The sequence below is a fragment of the Croceitalea sp. P059 genome, assembly GCF_031846365.1.
Taxonomy (GTDB): Bacteria; Bacteroidota; Bacteroidia; order Flavobacteriales; family Flavobacteriaceae; genus Croceitalea; species Croceitalea vernalis.
Genome location: NZ_JAVRHW010000002.1, coordinates 307,135 through 327,965 on the forward strand (window position 1 = coordinate 307,135; position 20,831 = coordinate 327,965).

General features: G+C 33.8%; 18 protein-coding genes. 10 read left to right on the forward strand and 8 right to left on the reverse strand.

Annotated features, from left to right (window positions below; translation table 11 throughout):
* Positions 1 to 15 precede the first annotated feature (15 nt).
* The 8 genes from RM542_RS07745 (at position 16) to RM542_RS07780 (ending at position 8,701) form a co-directional block, all read left to right on the forward strand.
* Positions 16 to 507 carry a hypothetical protein gene (locus RM542_RS07745; RefSeq protein WP_311385166.1) on the forward strand — a complete coding sequence of 164 codons (492 nt, stop codon included), beginning with the start codon at positions 16 to 18 and terminating at the stop codon, positions 505 to 507.
* Positions 508 to 583: 76 nt separating this feature from the next.
* Positions 584 to 3,598, forward strand: coding sequence for a VPS10 domain-containing protein (locus RM542_RS07750; RefSeq protein WP_311385167.1), 3,015 nt, complete (start codon positions 584 to 586; stop codon positions 3,596 to 3,598).
* A gap of 126 nt (positions 3,599 to 3,724) precedes the next feature.
* Positions 3,725 to 4,603 (forward strand): helix-turn-helix transcriptional regulator, encoded by an 879-nt coding sequence (locus RM542_RS07755; RefSeq protein WP_311385168.1) that lies wholly within the window; start codon positions 3,725 to 3,727, stop codon positions 4,601 to 4,603.
* A gap of 93 nt (positions 4,604 to 4,696) precedes the next feature.
* Positions 4,697 to 6,151, forward strand: a complete 1,455-nt coding sequence (locus RM542_RS07760; RefSeq protein ID WP_311385169.1) for a nuclear transport factor 2 family protein — start codon at positions 4,697 to 4,699, stop codon at positions 6,149 to 6,151.
* Positions 6,152 to 6,175: 24 nt separating this feature from the next.
* Positions 6,176 to 6,562 carry a hypothetical protein gene (locus RM542_RS07765; protein WP_311385170.1) on the forward strand — a complete coding sequence of 129 codons (387 nt, stop codon included), beginning with the start codon at positions 6,176 to 6,178 and terminating at the stop codon, positions 6,560 to 6,562.
* 72 nt (positions 6,563 to 6,634) lie between these two features.
* Positions 6,635 to 7,264: a class I SAM-dependent methyltransferase gene (locus RM542_RS07770; protein WP_311385171.1), complete on the forward strand. Its 630-nt coding sequence runs from the start codon at positions 6,635 to 6,637 to the stop codon at positions 7,262 to 7,264.
* An 8-nt stretch (positions 7,265 to 7,272) separates the two neighbouring features.
* A complete protein-coding gene (locus tag RM542_RS07775; protein WP_311385172.1) occupies positions 7,273 to 7,902 on the forward strand; it encodes a ferric reductase-like transmembrane domain-containing protein in 630 nt (209 codons plus the stop codon).
* A 16-nt stretch (positions 7,903 to 7,918) separates the two neighbouring features.
* Positions 7,919 to 8,701, forward strand: a complete 783-nt coding sequence (locus tag RM542_RS07780) for a hypothetical protein (RefSeq protein ID WP_311385173.1) — start codon at positions 7,919 to 7,921, stop codon at positions 8,699 to 8,701.
* 129 nt (positions 8,702 to 8,830) lie between these two features.
* Here RM542_RS07780 and RM542_RS07785 read toward each other — a convergent pair whose 3' ends face one another.
* Positions 8,831 to 9,415: a hypothetical protein gene (locus RM542_RS07785; RefSeq protein ID WP_311385174.1), complete on the reverse strand. Its 585-nt coding sequence runs from the start codon at positions 9,413 to 9,415 to the stop codon at positions 8,831 to 8,833.
* Between the two features lie 5 nt (positions 9,416 to 9,420).
* Complete coding sequence (locus tag RM542_RS07790; protein WP_311385175.1) at positions 9,421 to 10,011, reverse strand: YceI family protein; 591 nt, start codon at positions 10,009 to 10,011, stop codon at positions 9,421 to 9,423.
* Between the two features lie 125 nt (positions 10,012 to 10,136).
* Here RM542_RS07790 and RM542_RS07795 point away from each other — a divergent pair, with 125 nt between their 5' ends.
* Complete coding sequence (locus tag RM542_RS07795) at positions 10,137 to 10,991, forward strand: winged helix-turn-helix domain-containing protein (RefSeq protein ID WP_311385176.1); 855 nt, start codon at positions 10,137 to 10,139, stop codon at positions 10,989 to 10,991.
* Between the two features lie 28 nt (positions 10,992 to 11,019).
* Here the strand turns inward: RM542_RS07795 and RM542_RS07800 are convergent, their stop codons facing one another.
* The 6 genes from RM542_RS07800 to RM542_RS07825 all read right to left on the reverse strand — a co-directional run bounded on the left by RM542_RS07800 (position 11,020) and on the right by RM542_RS07825 (position 18,872).
* Positions 11,020 to 11,790 (reverse strand): DUF1080 domain-containing protein, encoded by a 771-nt coding sequence (locus RM542_RS07800; protein ID WP_311385177.1) that lies wholly within the window; start codon positions 11,788 to 11,790, stop codon positions 11,020 to 11,022.
* 110 nt (positions 11,791 to 11,900) lie between these two features.
* Complete coding sequence (locus RM542_RS07805) at positions 11,901 to 13,064, reverse strand: cytochrome c peroxidase (RefSeq protein WP_311385178.1); 1,164 nt, start codon at positions 13,062 to 13,064, stop codon at positions 11,901 to 11,903.
* 168 nt (positions 13,065 to 13,232) lie between these two features.
* On the reverse strand, positions 13,233 to 14,696 hold the full coding sequence (locus RM542_RS07810) for a vanadium-dependent haloperoxidase (RefSeq protein ID WP_311385179.1): 1,464 nt from the start codon (positions 14,694 to 14,696) through the stop codon (positions 13,233 to 13,235).
* A gap of 184 nt (positions 14,697 to 14,880) precedes the next feature.
* The gene (locus RM542_RS07815) at positions 14,881 to 17,388 is read right to left on the reverse strand and encodes a TonB-dependent receptor plug domain-containing protein (protein WP_311385180.1); all 2,508 of its coding nucleotides are present in this window, start codon (positions 17,386 to 17,388) and stop codon (positions 14,881 to 14,883) included.
* Positions 17,389 to 17,404: 16 nt separating this feature from the next.
* On the reverse strand, positions 17,405 to 18,271 hold the full coding sequence (locus RM542_RS07820) for a FecR family protein (protein WP_311385181.1): 867 nt from the start codon (positions 18,269 to 18,271) through the stop codon (positions 17,405 to 17,407).
* Positions 18,272 to 18,350: 79 nt separating this feature from the next.
* Positions 18,351 to 18,872 carry an RNA polymerase sigma factor gene (locus tag RM542_RS07825; RefSeq protein ID WP_311385182.1) on the reverse strand — a complete coding sequence of 174 codons (522 nt, stop codon included), beginning with the start codon at positions 18,870 to 18,872 and terminating at the stop codon, positions 18,351 to 18,353.
* Between the two features lie 265 nt (positions 18,873 to 19,137).
* Between RM542_RS07825 and RM542_RS07830 the strand changes: the two genes are divergently transcribed.
* Positions 19,138 to 20,706: a hypothetical protein gene (locus RM542_RS07830; RefSeq protein WP_311385183.1), complete on the forward strand. Its 1,569-nt coding sequence runs from the start codon at positions 19,138 to 19,140 to the stop codon at positions 20,704 to 20,706.
* The last annotated feature ends 125 nt before the right edge of the window (positions 20,707 to 20,831 follow it).

A 20,831-nucleotide genomic window follows, 5' to 3' on the forward strand; every position in this document is an offset into this window, starting at 1 on the left:
AAAAACTAAGTGTATATGAAATTGATTTTTTTTAGATTACTCATTGTATTTCTTGCGTTATTATCTACCACTTCATTAGTTTCTCAAAAGAAAAAGAAATTAACAAAGCAAGAACGTAAATTACTAAAATTCGAATCTCAAAAGCAGGCTGTAAAGGATACAAGTTTTGCATTTTATACCAATCTCATTAAATCACCTTTTGTTTCTCAAAATATAACAGGCGGAATTCTTAGTGTTAAAAAAAATGAAGTGTTTGTTGACCTAATTGAATGGATTGAATTAGATGGAACCAAAAATAAAATGAGTGAAATTATAACGTTGACCAATTACAGCTTGGTTACTGTAAATCAAGGAGTTTTTAATGTTTTCTTTGAAGCAGTTCTAAAAGGTGAAACACATTATTTCAAGTTAAGTCAAAGTCTAGAGGATGGGCCGGCGTTAGAAATTTCAGATTCCAAAAGAAGAAAAGTAATCTATGAAGGAAAAATTAAGATTTTTAAAAATTAAATTTCTATTAATCATACCATTTTGATCTTATATTAAACCAACTACGAATAAAGACAATCTTAAATATTATTGCAAAATGAATTTTATAACCAAAAGTAAATTTCTCTTTTTCGCTCTAACAATTATTTCAATAAAACTATTCTCTCAAGACTATGATGCTTTGCAATATAGAACCATTGGACCTGAAAGAGGTGGCAGAGTTACTACAGTAGCAGGAACTCCAATGTTACCTGGTACTTTTTACCTTGGAGCTTCAGGTGCTGGGGTTTGGAAGTCTGACGACTACGGCACTTCATGGAAGAATGTTTCTGATGGGTTTTTTACCACACCTTCCATTGGTGCAATTCAAGTAGCGATTAATGATCCTAATATTGTGTATGTAGGCACGGGTTCTGATGGTTTACGTAGTAACGTTATTGGCGGAAAAGGAATGTATAAGTCAATTGATGCGGGAAAAACTTGGGAACATATTGGTTTAAAAAATGTAGGTCAAATTGGAGCTGTTGAGATTGACCCTACCAATAGCAATATAGTATGGGTTGCAGCAATTGGGAATGCCTTTAAAAGCAATCCTGAACGTGGAATATACAAGACAATTGACGGAGGTCAAAACTGGAAAAAAGTACTATCTATATCTGATAAAGTAGGATTTTCTGATTTGGAACTACTTCCTAGTAATCCTAATGTGATTTATGCCGCAGCATGGAAGGCTGAACGTAAGCCTTGGACAATAATCTCGGGAGGAACAAAAGACGAAGGGGGTATTTATAAATCGGTTAATGGTGGTAGTGATTGGGTAAAACTTGAAAATGGACTTCCAGAAGGTACCATTGGAAAAATTGATTTAGCAGTTTCACAAGTTGATTCTAGCATTTTATACGCGATTGTAGAAGCTCCAGAAGGCGAACAAGGCTTATACAAGTCTGTTAACCAAGGCAAATCGTTCGAGCACGTTTCTGATGATATGCGATTGGTCAATAGACCTTTTTACTATACCAATGTGGAACTGGACCCGACCAATCCTGATATTGTGTACTCCAATGCCAATCCGCTTTTAAAATCAATAGATGGTGGAAAATCTTGGAAACGTATGAGTGTTCCACATGGGGATAATCATGATATTTGGTTAAACCCCAATAATCCTGAAATATTGATTCAAGCCAATGATGGTGGTGCCAATGTAAGTTTAAATGGCGGAAAGACTTGGTCTACCCAGTTCAATCAACCCACTGCTGAGTTATATCAAGTAGAAGTTGATGACCAATACCCATATTGGTTGTATGCGGGGCAGCAGGATAATTATTCTACCATAGCCGTTCCAAGTTTTCCTCCTAGCGCTATTCAAAATGCAGGTACTGGTTGGATTATCAATACTGGAGGGTGTGAAACGGGTCCTGCGGTACCTAAACCTGGTGATCATAATACGGTTTATGCTAATTGTAAAGGAAGATTTGGGGTTTTCGACAAACTAACTGGAACTGAAAAAGCGTATTACGTTGGTGCTTCTAATATTTACGGACATAATCCTAAAGATTTAAAGTACCGCTTTCAACGTGTTGCTCCAATTCATGTTTCTCCGCACAATCCTGATGTGGTATATCACGGATCTCAATATTTACACAAAACAGACACCGACGGTTATGAATGGGAAACTATTTCGCCCGATTTAACTGCCTTTGAAGCTGATAAGCAAGTTATTTCTGGTAGCCCAATTACGCGTGATATCACGGGAGAAGAATATTATAGTACATTATATTCTATTAGAGAATCAAAATTAAAAGAGGGTCTTATTTGGACGGGTTCAAATGATGGTGTGATTTCTGTTACCCAAGATGGTGGTAAAACTTGGAAAAACGTTACTCCAAAAAAGCTTCCTAAAGGAGGTCGTGTAGAATCGGTTGAACCATCTCAACATGAATTAGGGACGGCATACATAGCTGTAGATAGACATTTATTAGGTGATGTAACTCCATATATATATAAAACCACTGATTATGGTTCTAATTGGACCTTAATAAGTACAGAAAATAACGGAATTGCTTCAGGTCATTTTGCAAGAGTTTTACGTGAAGATCCGGTTAAGAAAGGACTGCTATATGCGGGAACTGAGTTTGGTGTTTATATTTCTTTAAATGGCGGTATAACTTGGCAGTCTTTTCAACAAAACCTTCCTGTTACACCGATAACGGATTTAAAAATATTCAGAGGTGATTTAGTGCTAAGTACCATGGGACGTGGTTTTTGGATTTTAGATGACATTACTGCTTTAAGACAAGATTCTTTTGCGGAATGGAATAGTGAACCAAAACTATTTCAACCAGATGAAACTATACGTTATCGCTATCCAAAAGTAAGAGGTAGTGGTACTTTTCCTGAATTCCCTAGAACTAGCGTTTATATTGATTATTATTTACCTGAAAAGACTAAAGGAGGATTGAAACTTGAAATTCTAGACGCAAACGGAACATCTGTTGTTACTATATTAAGTGATAGTACACAACTTAAATCGACAGTTGAAGAAGTGGAAAACATGGATTTAAGTCAGACTTTTCGTTATGTCAATACAAAATTAGAAAACAAAAAAGGGTTAAATCGTTTTGCTTGGGATTTAAGGCAAAAGGGGTCATGGGACAAAGACGTTAAGAAACGTTTTAAAAACGGAGCTATGGTTTTACCAGGTAATTATAAGGCACGACTCATAGTTGATGATACAGAGTTAGAGCAATCCTTTACTATTTTAATGGACCCAAAAGTGAAGGCACAAGGCTTAAGCCAGGATGACCTTAAGGTACAGCAAAGTCTGCTAGTCCGAGTACAAGAATTATTATCTCAAGCTCGACAATTGGAAGCTGATTTAGAAAAGGCAATTAAAAGTGCTATAAATTCCGCAGAAAAAGCAAAAAAAGAAGCACTATTAGCTAGTTTAAAAAATGATAAAGGTGCTTATCCACAACAAATGCTTTTAGCTCAAATAGGTTATTTGCAATATGCAGTTGGCGGTAGTGCTGATCAGTTACCCGGAAAAGATGCGCAGCAACGTTTTAGTGAACTTGAAAATCAGCTTAAAGAATTAAAAGCGGAATCCCTTTAATTATAAACTTGACATTCAGAAATATTTTTTAAGAATTGTTTTTTTAAGATTTTTAGAACAGTATGAAAATTAATTTTTTTGAGTACAAAACATAAAGTATTTCAGTCTTTTGAATCAATTTAGAGTATGACGAATTCTTTACCAAAAATAGCATTCAAATCATCTTCTAAATTAGATGTTGAAGTAATGACTTTGTCTGATACTTATGCAAAGCTTAGCTCAATTGAAGATCACAATCCATTCGCTGCTCATAAGATTGAATTTTATTTTATAGTTGTAGTAACTAAAGGCTCGTATTCACACTATGTTGATTTTCAGTTTTACAATTTAAGTGAGGGGAGTGTGTTGTTTATAGCTAAAAATCAAGTTCATCATTTTACTGAAAGTATGAAAAATGCTGAAGGTGTTTGTATCATCTTAAATGGTCATTTTTTTGAACAAAATTACTTTTCTTCCAAGAATATAAATCTTAATAGGTTATATAATTACCATTTAGAATCACCTATAATTCATCAAGAGGATATTGGAGAGGATAATTTTATTGGTGTAGCGCATAAGCTGTATTATGAATACAATTTTCCTAATAGTTTTCTTAAACATGACATGTTGCATGCCCTTCTTCATGTTTTGTTATTAAAAGCAGAAAGAGCAAAGGAAACAAAGTCAATTAGCACTATCAAAGCGGACTGGTTAAATAAGTTTAGCACTTTTAAAAATATGCTTCAAAATGACTATGTAACTACAAGAAATTCAAGAGAGTATGCTTCTAAGTTATTTATATCCTATAAATTCCTAAATGATATCGTTAAAAAATTAACCGGTAAAACGGTCAAAGCTTTTATTGATGATTTTGTTATTGTAGAAATCAAGCGATATTTAGTCTCCACCTCTTTATCAATAAAAGAGATTAGTTATAAAACTGGTTTCGAAGAGCCTGCGAATATGATAAAGTTCTTCAAGAAGAATACGGAGCTAACACCACTTCAATTTAGAAAAACTTTATAAGAAGGTTAGACTTTTACCATTTTTCGTTATTATTTGATAATTAGCTCACAGTAGTATTTGTTGAATTTTGTGACGTAAACAAAAAACAACGATATGAAACATCCATTAACAGTATTAGCAATTATTGCTCTTGTAGTATCAAGTTGCACAGAACCAATTCCTCCATCTGTATTAGAGGTAACAACTTTTAGATTAAAAACGACAGCAAATTCCTTAACCTTTAACGCCCTAGATGCCGAAGTTGAATCCACTTTCACTAATAAGCAACCAGGTTTTATAAAAAGACAAAGTTCGGTTAATGGGCAGGGAGACTATGTAGTTTTAGTTTATTGGAAGTCCATTGAAGATGCAAAAGCATCTATGGATAAGTTTATGAATGATGCATCAGTTGCCGATTATGCAGGTATGATTGAAGGGTCTTCTATGAAAATGAATAGATATACCATCAACGACTCCTTTGATGCCAGCAGTAGCTCCTTTGTTGAGACCATGTCATTTGAAACTAATGACGGAGTTGATATGACAAAATTCAATAAAGTAAATCAAAAAGTAGGGGTAAAGGTATCAGCACCTAAAGAGGGCTTTTTACAGCGTATTACTGGCGTAAATGAAGCTGGGGAGCAAATTGTTGCAGTTTATTGGGATAATAAAACCAATTCTGATAAAGCTTTACAACCTTTTATGGATAATGAAATCTCCAAAGAATTTATGGGGATGATGAATCCATCTTCAATTTACATGCTACGAACAACAATGCTTAACTCTTTAAACTCAACATATATGAACTTATCTAAGAAAGAAAAAGTAGTCTCTTTATTAAATAGTTTTAATACTGGTGATCAAACACCAATTTCTTATATAAATCCCACAAAATATATTCAGCATAACTTAGGAGTAGGAGATGGTCTTGCTGGCTTTGGTGAAGTAATGCAACATGCTCCACCTGAAGGATTTAAAGCCAATGTTATTCGTGCTTTTGAAGATGGTGATTATGTATTTACTCATACCGAGTACGACTTTTTTGGACCTAAAGCAGGCTTTGATGTTTTTCGTTTTGAGGAAGGCCAAATTGTTGAACATTGGGATAATTTGCTATCTGTTCAACCTAATAATCCTAGCGGAAGAACACAGTTTGATGGTGCCACTGCCTTAACAGATTTAGATAAAACTGAGGCAAATAAAAATACCATTACTGAATTTATTGAGAAGGTACTTTTAGGCCACGAAATGGACAAGCTTACTACATACATTAGTACAGAAAAATACATACAACATAACCCTGCAGTTGCTGATGGTTTAGATGGTTTTGGTGCTGCAATGCAATATTTTGCTGAAAATGGTTTGGTTATGGAGTATACTAAACTTCATAAAGTTCTAGGTCAAGGGAATTTTGTACTTAGTATGAGCGAAGGAAAATTCGGTAAAGGAGAAGCAACAGCTTTTTATGATCTTTTCCGATTAGAAGATGGCAAAATAGTAGAGCATTGGGATGTAATTGCAGCTATTCCCCCTAAAACAGAATGGAAAAATGATAACGGAAAATTTTAATTACTAACCTTTAAATAGATAACAATGACGACATCAACGAATTCGATACCAAAATGGATAATCATTTACCTATGGATAACAGTAGTAATCACTGTAGGGGCTTGTATATCTGGTTATTTCATGCCTGAGGCCTTATTAGGGACTTGGGAAGCACTTCCGGCAGCTGGAGCATTATCATTGGCAGGACCTCTAGGTCTTTTTCTCTCTAGAAATGTTGCAACAGCGGTAGTAACTATTTTCTCGCTAATTAAAAATAATGCTGCAATGATAAAATTAGTTTTATTGCTGAGGATTGTTAGCGACGGCGTAGATTTTATGAACAATTTCGTTGCAGACAATATGCCAATAGCCATTTTTGGTGGGGTTATGTGTCTAATAGAAATAATTGCTTTTACTAAAGTCAAAGCATAAGATTTCAGAACTATTAAATCTTAAAAGGAATAGCAATGATATTGGTATTCCTTTTTTAATCTTAAAAAACGAATGAATACGATAACAAAACATACACAAATTGAGAACATTTTAAACGAATTATTTGACGACGCAAAAGGCGATCACATTAAAATGATTAAAGGTATCGCAAAGAGCGTTTTTCGACCTTTACAACCTACAGATTTTAAAGATGTCTATCTTTCTATTTCTCAAGAACAAGGAGTAGAATTACGACAATTAATTACAGAAAACGGATTTAAAAATATTGTAGAATTCGGAACTTCTTTTGGTATTTCTACACTTTATCTTGCTCAAGGAGTCATTGAGACTGAAGGAAATATTATCACCACAGAATTGGTTCCTTCTAAAGCAAAGAGAGCGACCGAGAATTTCGCTAAAGCTGGTGTTTCTGAACTTATAGACCTTAGAATTGGCGATGCTTTAGAAACTTTAAAAAATTATAGCGAACCAACAGATTTACTAGTGCTTGATGGTTGGAAAGACCTCTATTTGCCATTGTTTAATATGTTAGAGCATACTTTCCACAACAAAACAATTGTTTATGTTGATAATGCCGACATGAATGACACTCAAGTTTTTTTAAAAACAGTTGCACAAACCGCTAAATATGACTTGAGAACTAGTCATAATGGGAAAGTAGTTTTAATTCGGAAAAAGTAAATATAAAAATGAATTTAATCAAGAAGAATTATGGCTGGGTGTTAGTTGTAATTTTGGCTAGTTTACCTTTACTTATATTATCTAGTATGGTCAGTATTAGTGTTATTGAAGGGACATTAAAATTAACGTTAATTGAGAATCAAGCTGCCAGTAATAGTGACACTTTAGAAATGCTTTATCACATTACTGGTGAATTCGCCATTCGATGGATGACTGCAGTTTTAACATGTACCCCATTTTTTATTCTTTTTGGAGTCACCAACCTGTATGTCCGACAAGCGATGGGGATTGCAACTGCCGTCTGGAGTTTACTTCACTTTATTATATTCATATGGGCCGCAGGTATGTTAGAAACCTTTACTCAATTCAATTATATAGCTGGGTTTATAGCCGTTTTAATTTTAATTCCTTTGTTATTTACTTCTAATAGAAAGTCTATGAAAATGCTAAAAAAGAACTGGAAAAAATTACAAAGCTTTTCATATGTCGCTATTTTTCTAACCTTAGTTCATGTAGCTATCTTAGAAAAGACCTGGACTATTTATGCTACAATAGTTGGAGTTGGTTTTATAATACGAATACCATTTATTAAAGAAAAATTCATCAGATTAAGAACAAATAAAAACAACAGTAATTAGAAAAATATTTTAAGTTATGAGTCAAAAATTAGAAAATGCAAAAAGGCTTTACTTGGAAGGAATTAGAGATGGTAAAGCCAGAGAAGCAGTTACAAAATATACCGGGAATCGTTATACTCAACATAGTACAGGGGTTCGCGATGGCGTTGAAGGTTTTGTAGAATTCTTCGAACCGTTTATTGCTCGTAATCCAAAAAGAGATATCCAAATCGTAAGAGGATTAGTTGATAAACAATATGTATTTATTCATGCTTTTCAAAGTCTTAATGATGGTGAAGCAAAATGGGTGACTACCGACTTTTTTGATACAGACCAAAATGATAAAATCATTGAACACTGGGATGTTATCGGTGAGTATTCAGAATCAAATCCTTCTGGAAGAAGTTCCGTTGATGGAGCAACTGAGTTAACTGATTTAGATAAAACAGAGGAAAATAAAGAGCTTGTTCGCAATCTTATTAAAGATGGTTTAATGAAAGGCGGTAATCCTGCAAATTTATCCAACTACATATCTGAGGAAAAATATCTTCAGCATAATAAAGAAGTGGGAGACGGTCTAGCTCATTTTCAGAAATTGGCTAGCCTGCCTAACCCACCATTGACCTATCAAGAGATAGTACTTTGTGTTGGGCAGGGTAACTTTGTCGCAACCTTATCTAAAGCAAATTGGAACGATGGTAAATTAAACCAAGACTACGCTCAAGTAGATGTTTTTAGAGTTGAGAATGGTAAAGTAGTTGAACATTGGGATAATGTAGAACCCGTACCTGAAGAAAACGTAAATAGTGGTAAATTTTAATTATATAAGTTAAAAATGAAAACCTAAAATTGCCCTGCATGCAATCTCATAGTTATGGAGACAACAGGTAGGGCAAAACTATTATTGAACAGCTGCTCTTTAAAGTAAAAATGGGGTTTTTCAGCAAGTTCATTCACAATGGTCATTTAGTACGGTAATGTCATCTAACACTTCCCAAATTAGCGAATTAAAATCCATAGGGGAAAACTTAAACAGAAGTATTAGTCTAGTTTTATTTTCACAATAAAGCAGACTTACCTTTGTATAAAGTAGCATCATTTGCTTATTATACCTGCCTTCATATAAATAGACAGCTCCAAGAAATTCATTATTTAAATTATTAATTGGTGATTTGAAAGACACTTTTGTAGGTAGAATACTAACACCATTTTTAATGTTTTTAATATTCATTAATCCATCGAAGTAGGCCTCTAATTGTAATTCCAAGTCTTGAGGCGACAGGTCTATTGTTTTTTCTATTTTCCAAGCAAATGCATAAGACCAGAATTCAATACTTTCTTTATTAGACCAGCCTTTTGGAAAGACAGCTTCTTCATAGCCCTTATACGGTATGGTAGGTGCAAATTTTATTGGAAAATCAAAAAATTCAGATCCCCAATTTGTGGTTTTTAGTAATGATTTGTGTTTTGCCTCTTGGGCATAAGAAAAACAAAGAATACAAAACACAATTAGACTTAAACAGTTTGTTCTCATGCTTATTATTTAAATTGTAAGAAAACATCAAACTCAATTGCATCAGAAATTGCGCTATCTTTATATTTACTGTCATAGGTAATACCCCAGTCTTTCCTATCAATTTTAAATTTAGTTTTTATCGATCTTGTTTCAGCATCAGCGAATGCTCTAATCATAATCGTATTAGTGATGCCCTTGATAGTCAATCTTCCTTCAAATCTATGCTCATTATCTTCCTTATAATACGTCACTTTTGATAGTTCTAAATGGGCTTCAGGGTAAACAGAAACATCAAAAAAATCACCATTTTTTAGATGTTCTACAGGACCATTATCTGGGTTCTTTTGGTATTGTTCATTTGTAATACTGGTCATGTCAACAACAAAAGAACCACCGGTAATTTCATCTTTATTGGTATAAAGCTCCCCGCTTTTAAAATTTACAATACCGGTATGTTCTGAAAATTGAAATAAGTAGCTTCCTTTCCAGGCGATATTACTCTTTACAATATCCAGGTCATAAGTTTCACTAAAAACTTTAGGTATTTGTTTTTGTGGATTTACAGTAATAACAGTGCTTATAATCATCCCAAGGGTAAATAATATATTTTTCATATGTGTTATAATTTGAGGATAAAACTAATTCGAGCTTGATGTTGAATATGTCAAAAGAATGTAAAAGAAGTGTCAACGGTTGTGAAAAGTTCCTAAATAAGCTGTTCTTTGCGACTATGAATCATGTGACTAAGTACACATATTTTTTTGTAGTTCTTTTTTGCTTTATAAGCTGTAATCCTTTAAATGAAGAAGAAAGCATAGCTGATGAACGTATTAAAATTGGCGTAAGAGAAGCAGGGAATCGACTATTGCTTTCGCAAGGTGATAGCACTTCATTAATTTTACCCGTTGAAAAAATTTCAGAATCAAAATACCTCCTACGTTTTAAGGACAATCATTCTTTTGAGCCAAATGCCATTGTAAATACAGTAAAAGAAAGTTTTCAGAAAGGACAGTTGCCCTCTCAATACATTGTTCAAGTTTTACAGTGCGAAGATCAAAAAGTTGCCTACAGCTATGAGATGCATAAAGAAGAGGAAAAAACTTTAATTCCTTGTGCGGGCAGAGCACTACCTTCTGACTGTTATATGTTTGAAATAAGGCTTTTAGGTGCTACAAAACCCAAACCGGGGGGAGGTTTATGGTTTCTGCTTATTATACCATTAGTTATAACAGCTTTAATGTTTTCAAAGAAAAGGAAGAGCAAAAATTTAAATTTCCAAACGGAATCTTTTAATCGTATTGGAAGCTTTAAGTTTTACCCTAATGAAAACAAATTAGTAAAAGAAACAGAAGAATTTGCTCTTACTAAAAAAGAGTGTGAAATACTTTCATTGCTTATTGCACAGCCGAACCAAGTGATTAGTCGAGAGCTTTTAACCAAGAAAATATGGGAAGATAATGGGGTTATTGTGGGAAGAAGTTTAGATACTTATATTTCTAAGCTGCGTAAAAAACTAGCTAGTGACACCACTATTAAAATCACAAATATTCATAGCATTGGATATAAATTAGAGGTTTTAGCTATCGAAAACTAAGGATGATATTAATTTTCATTTTTTTTCCTTAAAGCTCTCGAATTTTCATATTTCGAAACCAAGAATTGAAGTACCAATTTTGAAGTGCAATTTTTCCCTTAATTGCTTGAGCAAAACCGGTATTATCCTTAAATCGTGATATGGCAACTTTGTTTTTCCACTCTTCTGAGGTAAAGTCTTCTTTAGCAGTTATTTTTCCATTAAGGTAAAATTCAATTTTTCCATTTTGCTGTATGATTTTAGAGGTATTCCATTGACCAGAATTATTCACATCGACTTCATTTAATTGAGGAGAGACCCCCCATAAACAACCTGCTTTTTTCAAAGGTGTGTTAGTATCTGAATGATTAGAATCTAATAATTGGAATTCTGGCCCAGTATTGTAGGTAGCGTTGTATTCGGGAGTTTCCTGTACATTAATGAAAACTCCTCCGTTGCCGCGGATATCCATTTTCCAATCAAAAACAAGTTCATAATTTTCGAATACTTTGTCAGTTGTTAAATCACCAAAAACCTTAGTTTCATTGGTCGCGTCGCAAAAAAGTGTTCCATTTTTGACTGTCCATCCCGAAAATTGAGTGGAATCTGATTTCTGGTATAAGTGCCATCCATTTAGACTTTTACCGTCAAAAAGAAGAGTCCAGCCTAGTTCTTTTTCCGTACTTGTTAGTTGGTTGTGAATTTTATTTTCTACAACCCATTTCTTTGTATGCCAAACTGGTTTTTCAGATTTTATATCCGTTTGACAAGAGACAATAAAAAATACAATTATGGGTAAGCTTATGAAGAGTTTTCGCACTATGAATTTATTTAAAAGGTAAAAATTACAACATTATTTGGATTACCTATAAAAAATCACTTTTCTTCTTAAACCAGCATTTGGTAACTCTAGTATTATGGGCTTTAGATTTATGGAATAAACGGATTGGCATACTTTTCATCTGAAATAAAGGACTCATCTGTTAGGGTATTTAAAAAGTCAATTAAAGCTTGTTTATTGGCTTCAGATAAGTTTAAACGACGGACGTTATTTCCTTGTGTCAACCTGTTATCTAAATTCGGATTGTTTTGCACTCCACTATTATAATGCTCAATAACTTCTTCTAAAGTCTCAAATCGTCCATCATGCATATATGGGGCCGTCAAGGCAATATTGCGTAAAGACGGGACTTTAAATTCACCTAATTCATTATTGTTTCCGGTTATACCTCCAACACCTAAATCTGTAATTACAGCATCAAGACCATTGTTTCTTGCATTATCGCCTACAAATACATTGGTGTCGTGACAATCAAAGCAACGGGTCTGATTACTCAAAAAAAGCTGTTTACCTCTATTCTCCGAAGCAGTAAAATTGGTAAAATTATCCTCTATATCTTGAGTTTCTGCTAAGCCTTCATCAAATTTAGATTCAAAGGAAACCATAGAACGAATAAACTGTGAAAGGGCTAAAGCAATCCTTTGACTGGTCACTTCATTATCTCCGAAAGCATTGGAAAATAGGGTGGAGTAGTAGTCTTCTTGTGCTAATTTAGATTCCAGCTCAGGTAAGGTCATTCCCATTTCAACAAGATCTTGAATAGGCATTAATGTTTGGTCTTCGAGTGTTACGGCTCTTTCGTCCCAAAAGAATCTCCCGTTTTCATAGAATCTTGCATTGGCCAATCCCATGGAATTTCTTTCGGTCAAGGCACCGTCGAAACCAGTACTGAACTGATCTGGGTCTGAAAACCCATTTTCTTGAATATGACATGAGGCACACGAAATGGTATTATTTAATGATAGCTTGGTATCATAAAATAGTACCCTCCCCAGCGTTGCACCATTATCTGTTACTGTATTATTATTTGGCGTATTGTCTTCATCTTGAACATCATTGTCAAGGAAAAAATCTGGAATTACGATATCGGCATAATTAAAAGGGGTAGCAGGTAGGTTTAAAAAGGCTGATTCAACAATCGTATTATCTTCTTGAGCTAAGTCTTCATCAGTCAAAATTTCAACATAATCATCATTACTACAAGAATTTAATAGAGAAAATAAAACACAAAGGGGTACAAAATACTTTTTCATTTACGAACGATTTAAATTGATTTACAAAAGATTAAAAAGTAATTGTGTGTCATATACTTTGAAGGGTTAAGATTTGATAATGTGTTTTATGAAGTAAAAAGCTTCGCATATTTTGAGAAGCTTTTTACAACAATTTTAAACAACACGATTAAGGTTTAAACCAAAACTTTATAGGTCGGGACCAAGTGTAATATTATTTACAGCATCTGAGATTTCATAGCCAAGACGTAATCCCTCTATGGCATCTTGTTCAATATGCACTCCTAGTGGAACTCTTGAATAGGCATTTTCACGGGCCATTTCAGTAAATGAAGAAAAACTTCTTGGAGCACCGTTGAAAGGAGTGTTTCCAAAATTCGAATAGGTAGTATCCGTGAAATCAATATTATCTGTACCAAAAAAGGAAATGAAAACACCTGCTGAGACTCCTGCAAATGTTGCATGACCAGATGGATAGCTTGGGAATGCAGGATTCACTCCATCAATAAATCTCGATAAATTAGTGGTAAAATCTTCATCAATATATTCTCTTATATAGTTACTTGGTCTCTCGATGTTATAAGTGTATTTATCGTCCCAAGCAGAAACAGCGGCGTCATTTAAAGCAAAGCCCAAACGTAGAAGTAATTCCAGAGCCTGGTCAAAATCAAGCTCATTTCGTTCTATTAATTGATTAGCTATAGAGAGTTGTCTGCCGGGTGGGCTAATCATTAAACCTTCTACATCATCCGCCCAAAACTCTGCAACCCATAAATCTTCACTGGCGCCTGTTGCCGCTCCTATAGTTATCTCGTAAACCTCAAACATCTGTTCATAGTATTCACTTGAAGGATTTGTGCTATAACTTAAGGCAGCGTCAAAATCTACACTGCTTGTTTGATTAGGACTTATAGCAAATGTTCTAACTTCTCTCCAGTAAGGGAACCAAGCATCTTCATTAGCTGCTGCTGTCCATAAGCCTATTCCCTCAGGAGCTATATAGTCATCCGGAGTTTGATTTACAATTTGCTCTTCAGCAGCTTGATCTGTTTGACTATAATTTATGACTCGTTGTGCAACATGTCTTCCCCAACGTTCAGAGTTTTCAATTTCCTGTTCTGAAAGGCCATCTTCTAACTCATTTTCATGATTATTTTGAAAATTGGATATGGCTTGTCTTTCTCCAGGTTCAAGGCTAAACATAAAATGATCTATTGCTATGGCGTATGCAGTATGTAGTGCTAGGTCTAAGTTTACATTGTCTTCAAAGGCATTCTCATTTAGGTTGAAATTGTTTATTCTTTCCGTATTAGACGAATAACCACTCATAAACGGAACGGCGGTCTCATAACCTGCTAAATGTATGTAAGCCAAAGATCTTGTAACAATATTCGGTCTCATACCAACAGTATGTTGATCTAATTCTAACCACAACTCATTCCAACCTAAAATGAGTCCGGCAGTATCTTCAAAAGGTTCAACAGTTCCATTTTGATTATTTCTAGCTGCTTCGTCATTTGTTTCGTCGGCCTCAGTAGCTGCTGTTTCTGTTTCCTCCAATTCTAAAGCTTCTAATTCATCGGTAGCACAAGCTTGAAAAAGTAGAGCCGAAAGGGCAATCATATAAACATGTTTTAAATAGGTGTTTTTCATAATTTTTAATTTTTCGAGGGTTAATGTTTAAGTAAAAAGTTATTTACTTATCGTTCCTTTATCTTAATACGATATGGCATACGGTTTACCCAACCCTTTAGTTTGAGAAAAATGAAAATTGTTTATGAATGCCTTTAAAAGCTAAGGTTGTAACGAATAATAAGCTACACTAAAACAAGGCTTTTTAAAAAAAGATACTGAGTTGCACATTCGGAGAGAAGGTTATAGCCTTGCGATAAGGGCTATTTGGTGAAGGTGCATTTTGAAATAAGTTGACGATATTATCTTGATTGTAAAGATTGATAAAAGAGAGTCCTACAATACCTTTCCAAGTGTTGGCTTCATTAGAAAATGAATAGGTGGCCGATATGTCTAATTGATGTTGATTAGGAAAACGTTCGGAATTTAACAACTCCAGATCTGCCAAGGAATCGTTTCCTTCATCAAAATCAGGAATCACCACGGGCATTCCTGAAAAATAACCCCAGGTAAAAGCAAAATTGAAAGGGTCTAAATGCCAAAGTCCAGTAAAATTCAAAATATGTCGCTGATCAAAATATACCGGAGAGGTTTCCCCATAATTGGTATTTATACTGCTAAGAGAATAGCTGAATATGGTTTCTATATTATGCCATTTTTTTTTGATAAAAAGGTCTACACCTAATGTTTTTAATTCTCCTGTTTGAAGCATTTCAGTGTTATCTTGTAGCGTGATTTTATCTGTATTTCTTAGATAAAATTCTGTATCCAGTAACCAACCTGATTTCTCATATAGTACACCAACCATTGCCTGATAACCCTCTAATACGGCAGTGGTTCTATCCGGTAAAAACCAAAACTGACTGTTATTATTAAAATCATCAAAATCATCTCTTAATTTTTTTTGGATGAATTGATGAGAACGACCTGCAGATGTTTTAAAGAAAAGTGATTCGTTAAATCTAAAATTGACCATAATTCTAGGATCGGCATAAAGTCTCTGATTGGGATTATAGTAATCACTATGAAGTCCAATATTAGCGGTTACCTTATCACCCCAGTTTTTATTTAAAGAAAAGAAAGCACTGTGTACAGTGGCATTTTGATCTCTTCGATTGTTGACACTATTTTGATCATTACGCTCATCAAATCCAAGTTCATAGTCGGTTAAGGTGTAACCAGTTTCAAGTTTTGTGGTCGTATTTACTTCAAAGTCTGCCTCAACAATAAAACGAGTATCATCAATGGTATTGGTGTACTTTTCAAAACTATTTCTTTCAGTCTCCAAAAAGCCCTCACTTGTATTATCAATAGTTAATGAAGATTTACTAAATCTAGCTTGGGCTGTGAATCGTTCTGAAAATTTACCTTCCCATTTGGCTGTAACTCCCCAGTTGTCTAAATCTAAATCTCTAAAATCTTCTTGCTTACTATCTGAGTCCTTTAATGTTGCAAATAAACTATTCTGAATATTGATATAGCTAACGGTGGCTTTATGATTGTTGTTAATATCATAAATCAGTTTTGAGTTGATATCATAAAAGCCAACCTCAAATTTTTCACTATTTACATCATCAGCGATAACTTCTAAACGGCTACCTTGAAAATTAAGATTTGAAAACGCCGTTAGTTTTGGCGAATTAATACCCGGGTAGTTGGATCTCCCTGCAAAATAAAAAGCTAATTTATCTTTAACCACAGGGATTTTTATCGTTGCCCCCGCATAAACGGAGTTCGCTTGAAATGCATATGAGGTTGAATCTGCTATGATACTACTTGTAGTCATATTAATTAAACCGCCTACACGACCTCCCCATTTTGCAGATAAGGTATTCCTTTGTATTTCAATCTTATCAATAAACAAAGGATTGTATGGAGAAAGTGCACCAAAAAAATGCCCGTTGTGATAAATAGGAATATCATCAATTTGAATTAACGATTGATCAAAAGTGCTTCCACGAAAATTAAGACTTCCAGGTTTTCCGCTAGGCGAATGTACCCCAGGAATGTTTTTGATAACATTAAAAATATCACCATCTGTTTCTCCAGCGAGTAGCCCTAGCGAATTCATATCAACTTGAATGCTATTATCACTAATTTTTGAATCAATTCCTCGAGTTAGATAATCAATAATTTCAACTTCATCTAGATGAATCATTTCTTGTTCAAATTTCAAAGGACCCTTCATTTGCTGGAGGTCCGACGCCTTAATGTGAACGCTTTTGTAATAGGGAGCATGAATATGAATTGAATCTAAAGCGAAAATATTCTCGAGTACATATCCTTCTTTTTTAGGGTAATAATACCTTTCAATACCATTATTAATTTGAACATTGATACCATTAATTGCTTCATCGGTAATGGCATCAATTATGGTGAATTTTAAATCATTTCTAATAGGAAGCACCATATAATTAGAAGTACTACTGGCCTCAAACGTTATTGGTATGAATTCATTTAGCTCCTTAAGACAAGTTTCTAAAGTAGTGCAGTCAGATGATTTTGGAATTTCAATTTGCCCTAAAACGGAATAATTATAAGAAAAATCTACTCCGAATCTTTCTTTAAGTCGTTCTAAGCGATCGGCAAATTTTTCGTTTTTTTCAACATCTTGTGCCTGCGCCACACCCATAAAGGAGAGACATAAAGTCAAAAAAAGCACATAAGATCTAAAAATTTGTAATCGCACCTTTGGGTTTGTTATTGTTGCCACGATTGGAGAGTGCATATTAATAAAAAATAACCTTATTATTTTCAAGGGTATAATTTATTTCCATGGTTGTGAATACTGTACTCAACGCACTATTTAAAGTATCGTGGGTCATAGTACCTGTAAATTGTAGTTGTTCGTATTTTTCAGGCAAAGCTATTTCCACTTCAAAATAACGCTGCATATCAGAGATAACATAGCGTAGGGGAGTTTTATCATAAGTGCTAAATCCTTGAATCCAATCAGGTGCGTCATTTTGATGATTTGATTTTATAAGTTCATCATTCATCAATTCAATACTTTGACCTTCTGTAATTATTTGAACTTGGTTTTTATATGAAACCTCTATTTTGCCCTCATAACAATAAACTGAGAATAAATCTCCATTTGTTTTTATGTTAAACTGGGTGCCCAAAACGGCTACTTTTGCTGTTGTAGTGCTGACCACAAAAGGTTTCCCTTTTGTAACATCAAAAAACGCTTGTCCATTAAGTACCAACTCCCTACTATTTTCCCAATCTTTTTTATAATAACTAATGCTTGATGCAGCATCAATTTCCACTATTGAACCGTTAGGTAATTCAATCGTATTCTTTTCTGCAATTCTGGTATTTTCTAGTATTTCATTAGAGCCTGATAAATACCAGAATAGTCCGCAAGAGATAAGTATTAGTGCGGTTGCGGCATATTTCATCCAATGAGTTTTTTTGGCTTTCCTTAAAGGTATTACCCCGCTTTTTTTCTTTTGCAATTCTGCTAGGCCTGCTTCAACATCAAAAGGTTTTACTTTCCAAGTATCAATATCATCAATAACAGTTTTGAGTGCGTCAAGTTCACCAGATTTTTCTATGCTTTCTTGTTCCTCTGTATTTAGGCGTCCGTCCATCCAACGGGCAATAAAATTTTTATTTTTCAAATACTTGCTCACAATAGTACTACGTTTAATAAATCATTTACCCAACCCTCTAAATTGAATATTTTTTTATTTCTGTAATTGTTTTTAATTTGATTAAAGCTTTTGCAATACGTTTTTCAATAGCCGTTTCACTAACCTCTAAGCGTAAAGCGATTTCTTTGTAGGTTAATTTATCAATTCTATTCATTAAAAAAGCCTCTCGTTGTTTTTCTGGTAAACTTGAGATGGTTTCTTCTATTTTTTCACGAAATTCTTTGGTTCTTAAATGAAAATAGGGGTCTTCATTATCTTGAATAGGTATTAGACTCTTTTCAAATTTTAATGCCACCCTGTTAGAACGGATATTGTCTATCATAAGGTTTCTAGAAATTTTATATAAGAAACCAGCTACTTTTTCATAAATAACGGAACTGCATTTAGACCAAAGTTTTATGAAGGAATCTTGAACAATATCTTCGGCACGTTGCATATCACCAAATTTATAATACAGATAGTTACGAAGACTTTCTGCATGAGTTTTATAAATTTGATTGTAAACCTGCTCTTCGCAGACAGATGGACTTTTCTCCATTGTAATTCTTAATTCTAAAAGACTAGCAAAAACAATAGTAACTTCCTAAATGTTGTTATTGCCATTTAAATGCAAGATACCTTATTCTCTTTAATAACTATTTCTTTAGAGATTTTTTACAATTTGAGAAATTTATAAATTTACTTGCTAAGTTTCTTCTAGTAAAATTGTTCACTTAAAATGCTGCTGAAGAAAATTAGGCGACTTATTTTTACGACCAACTACATCCGCTGATATGAATCACATCCAATTAATATTTTTTTTCATGATTTCTAGCTTTGCCGCTGCACAGCTTCAATATACACATACTCCAAATGGTGAAATTGTTTATGGTAATTATGATACCTTTTTAAACGATGAATATGGTGGGCTGAACTTTTTCTTTGAGGGTAGTGAAAACGCTTACGAAAAGGGTGTTTATTTTATGAAGGGTAGTGAAAATGGTATCCCTGCCCTCATAAGACTTCAAAAAGAAAATAAAATTAGGGTTAAGAATAATCTTTTTGTTGAATCGGTTAAAATAGACGCTGATGAATTAGACTATTATACTACTAAAACAGATTCATTTTTTGTTACTAGTAAGATTTCATTAAAAGACAAGCCAATTTATGAACCCACTATTTTACAATATCTTGGAGACTCTGAAAAAGCAGATTATGCCATGTACTATAAACTTAAAAATGGATATGCTGTCAAAAAGAAAATTCTTCATTTGAAAAAATCAGAAGGTGAATATTGGGAAGAATTAGACTTAAACGTAGAAGATCCAAAGAAAATTGAGGTTCTTTTTGGATTTTACGATAAGATAAATAGGCTTAATTCTGAACAAGAGTTGACCATTGAAGAATTTCTAAATACATTAAAAATTGAGGAATACTACCGGCACTATAAAGAAGGCACACGTATTTTTTATGATAAACTATGGAGAGAGGTTAAAAAACCAGAATTAGCCCTATTTAGCGGTAAAGTGACAAAAATAGTTGATAGTATTTTTTCGGTAACTATACATGATGACCAAGGACAAAAAATGTATGAACTCAATTATTCTTCTTTACATCCATTAAAAAGACATGATACACTTACAGTTTATGAGACTGGGGCAATTAAGATGAAACGTACTTATAATCATGGTGATTTGATAAGGTCAAAGCGTTATCGAGATGAAGAATTATTCTTGGCATTTGATTATTTCAAATTTGAGAGGGAAGAAGGTAAATCTGATGTTATGCGAAGAAAAGGATCATTAATAGGAGATGAACCCATTAATACCTATGCTAGCATTTCTTCGACTGTGGAGCATAAGGGGCAGTCAATTCGATATGAATTCGACAAAAAAAACATGGAGATGGCTCAAAAACTGACTGATACTGAGACAACGTATCTTTATTCAAATTACACGGAACCTATTAACCTGGATAACCTCAGTACTAGATTAAGAACATTTTTTGAAAGTAGTTCAGGATACAATAACTCAGTAGTTTCTACTGACCTTGAGGGAACCATGTTGCTCCAAATTAATACCGATTTTAAGGGAAGAGTTATAAGCTATGAAATCTTAGATTCTAATAATGAAGCCTTGCAAAAATTAATAAAACCGTTCTGCGAATCTGCTTTAAAATCTGATGGCCGTTTTCCTATGCGTTTTAAAAATATAAGGTTTGAAGATAAGAATGCGCAATGCACCTTTTTATTGCCCATAAGTTTTGAACATCGACAGTTTTATAAAACTTTTTCAAGACCCAACTATAATAATTGGAATTGGCATTGGCAATGGCAACAACAAATGATGTGGCAACAGCAACAATTTATAAATAATAGTCTTCCTAAGTTTTAAAGTTAATTCCTTTAAAAAAAGGGTTTTTCTTAACCTTGATTAACGAAATAAGTATTGTCAATCTTTATGGAATGCCTAATATTTTTAAAAATAATAAATAATTGGAGGCCTTGAAAAGTAGGATT

Excerpts from the sequence above, each read along its gene's own strand:
- RM542_RS07775 (WP_311385172.1), top strand. The coding sequence starts at position 7,273 with ATGAATTTAATCAAGAAGAATTATGGCTGGGTGTTAGTTGTAATTTTG.
- RM542_RS07755 (WP_311385168.1), top strand. The coding sequence starts at position 3,725 with ATGACGAATTCTTTACCAAAAATAGCATTCAAATCATCTTCTAAATTA.
- RM542_RS07760 (WP_311385169.1), top strand. The coding sequence starts at position 4,697 with ATGAAACATCCATTAACAGTATTAGCAATTATTGCTCTTGTAGTATCA.
- RM542_RS07780 (WP_311385173.1), top strand. The coding sequence starts at position 7,919 with ATGAGTCAAAAATTAGAAAATGCAAAAAGGCTTTACTTGGAAGGAATT.
- RM542_RS07745 (WP_311385166.1), top strand. The coding sequence starts at position 16 with ATGAAATTGATTTTTTTTAGATTACTCATTGTATTTCTTGCGTTATTA.
- RM542_RS07790 (WP_311385175.1), bottom strand. The coding sequence starts at position 10,011 with ATGAAAAATATATTATTTACCCTTGGGATGATTATAAGCACTGTTATT.
- RM542_RS07765 (WP_311385170.1), top strand. The coding sequence starts at position 6,176 with ATGACGACATCAACGAATTCGATACCAAAATGGATAATCATTTACCTA.
- RM542_RS07820 (WP_311385181.1), bottom strand. The coding sequence starts at position 18,271 with ATGGACGGACGCCTAAATACAGAGGAACAAGAAAGCATAGAAAAATCT.
- RM542_RS07785 (WP_311385174.1), bottom strand. The coding sequence starts at position 9,415 with ATGAGAACAAACTGTTTAAGTCTAATTGTGTTTTGTATTCTTTGTTTT.
- RM542_RS07830 (WP_311385183.1), top strand. The coding sequence starts at position 19,138 with ATGATTTCTAGCTTTGCCGCTGCACAGCTTCAATATACACATACTCCA.
- RM542_RS07770 (WP_311385171.1), top strand. The coding sequence starts at position 6,635 with ATGAATACGATAACAAAACATACACAAATTGAGAACATTTTAAACGAA.
- RM542_RS07810 (WP_311385179.1), bottom strand. The coding sequence starts at position 14,696 with ATGAAAAACACCTATTTAAAACATGTTTATATGATTGCCCTTTCGGCT.
- RM542_RS07750 (WP_311385167.1), top strand. The coding sequence starts at position 584 with ATGAATTTTATAACCAAAAGTAAATTTCTCTTTTTCGCTCTAACAATT.
- RM542_RS07805 (WP_311385178.1), bottom strand. The coding sequence starts at position 13,064 with ATGAAAAAGTATTTTGTACCCCTTTGTGTTTTATTTTCTCTATTAAAT.
- RM542_RS07825 (WP_311385182.1), bottom strand. The coding sequence starts at position 18,872 with ATGGAGAAAAGTCCATCTGTCTGCGAAGAGCAGGTTTACAATCAAATT.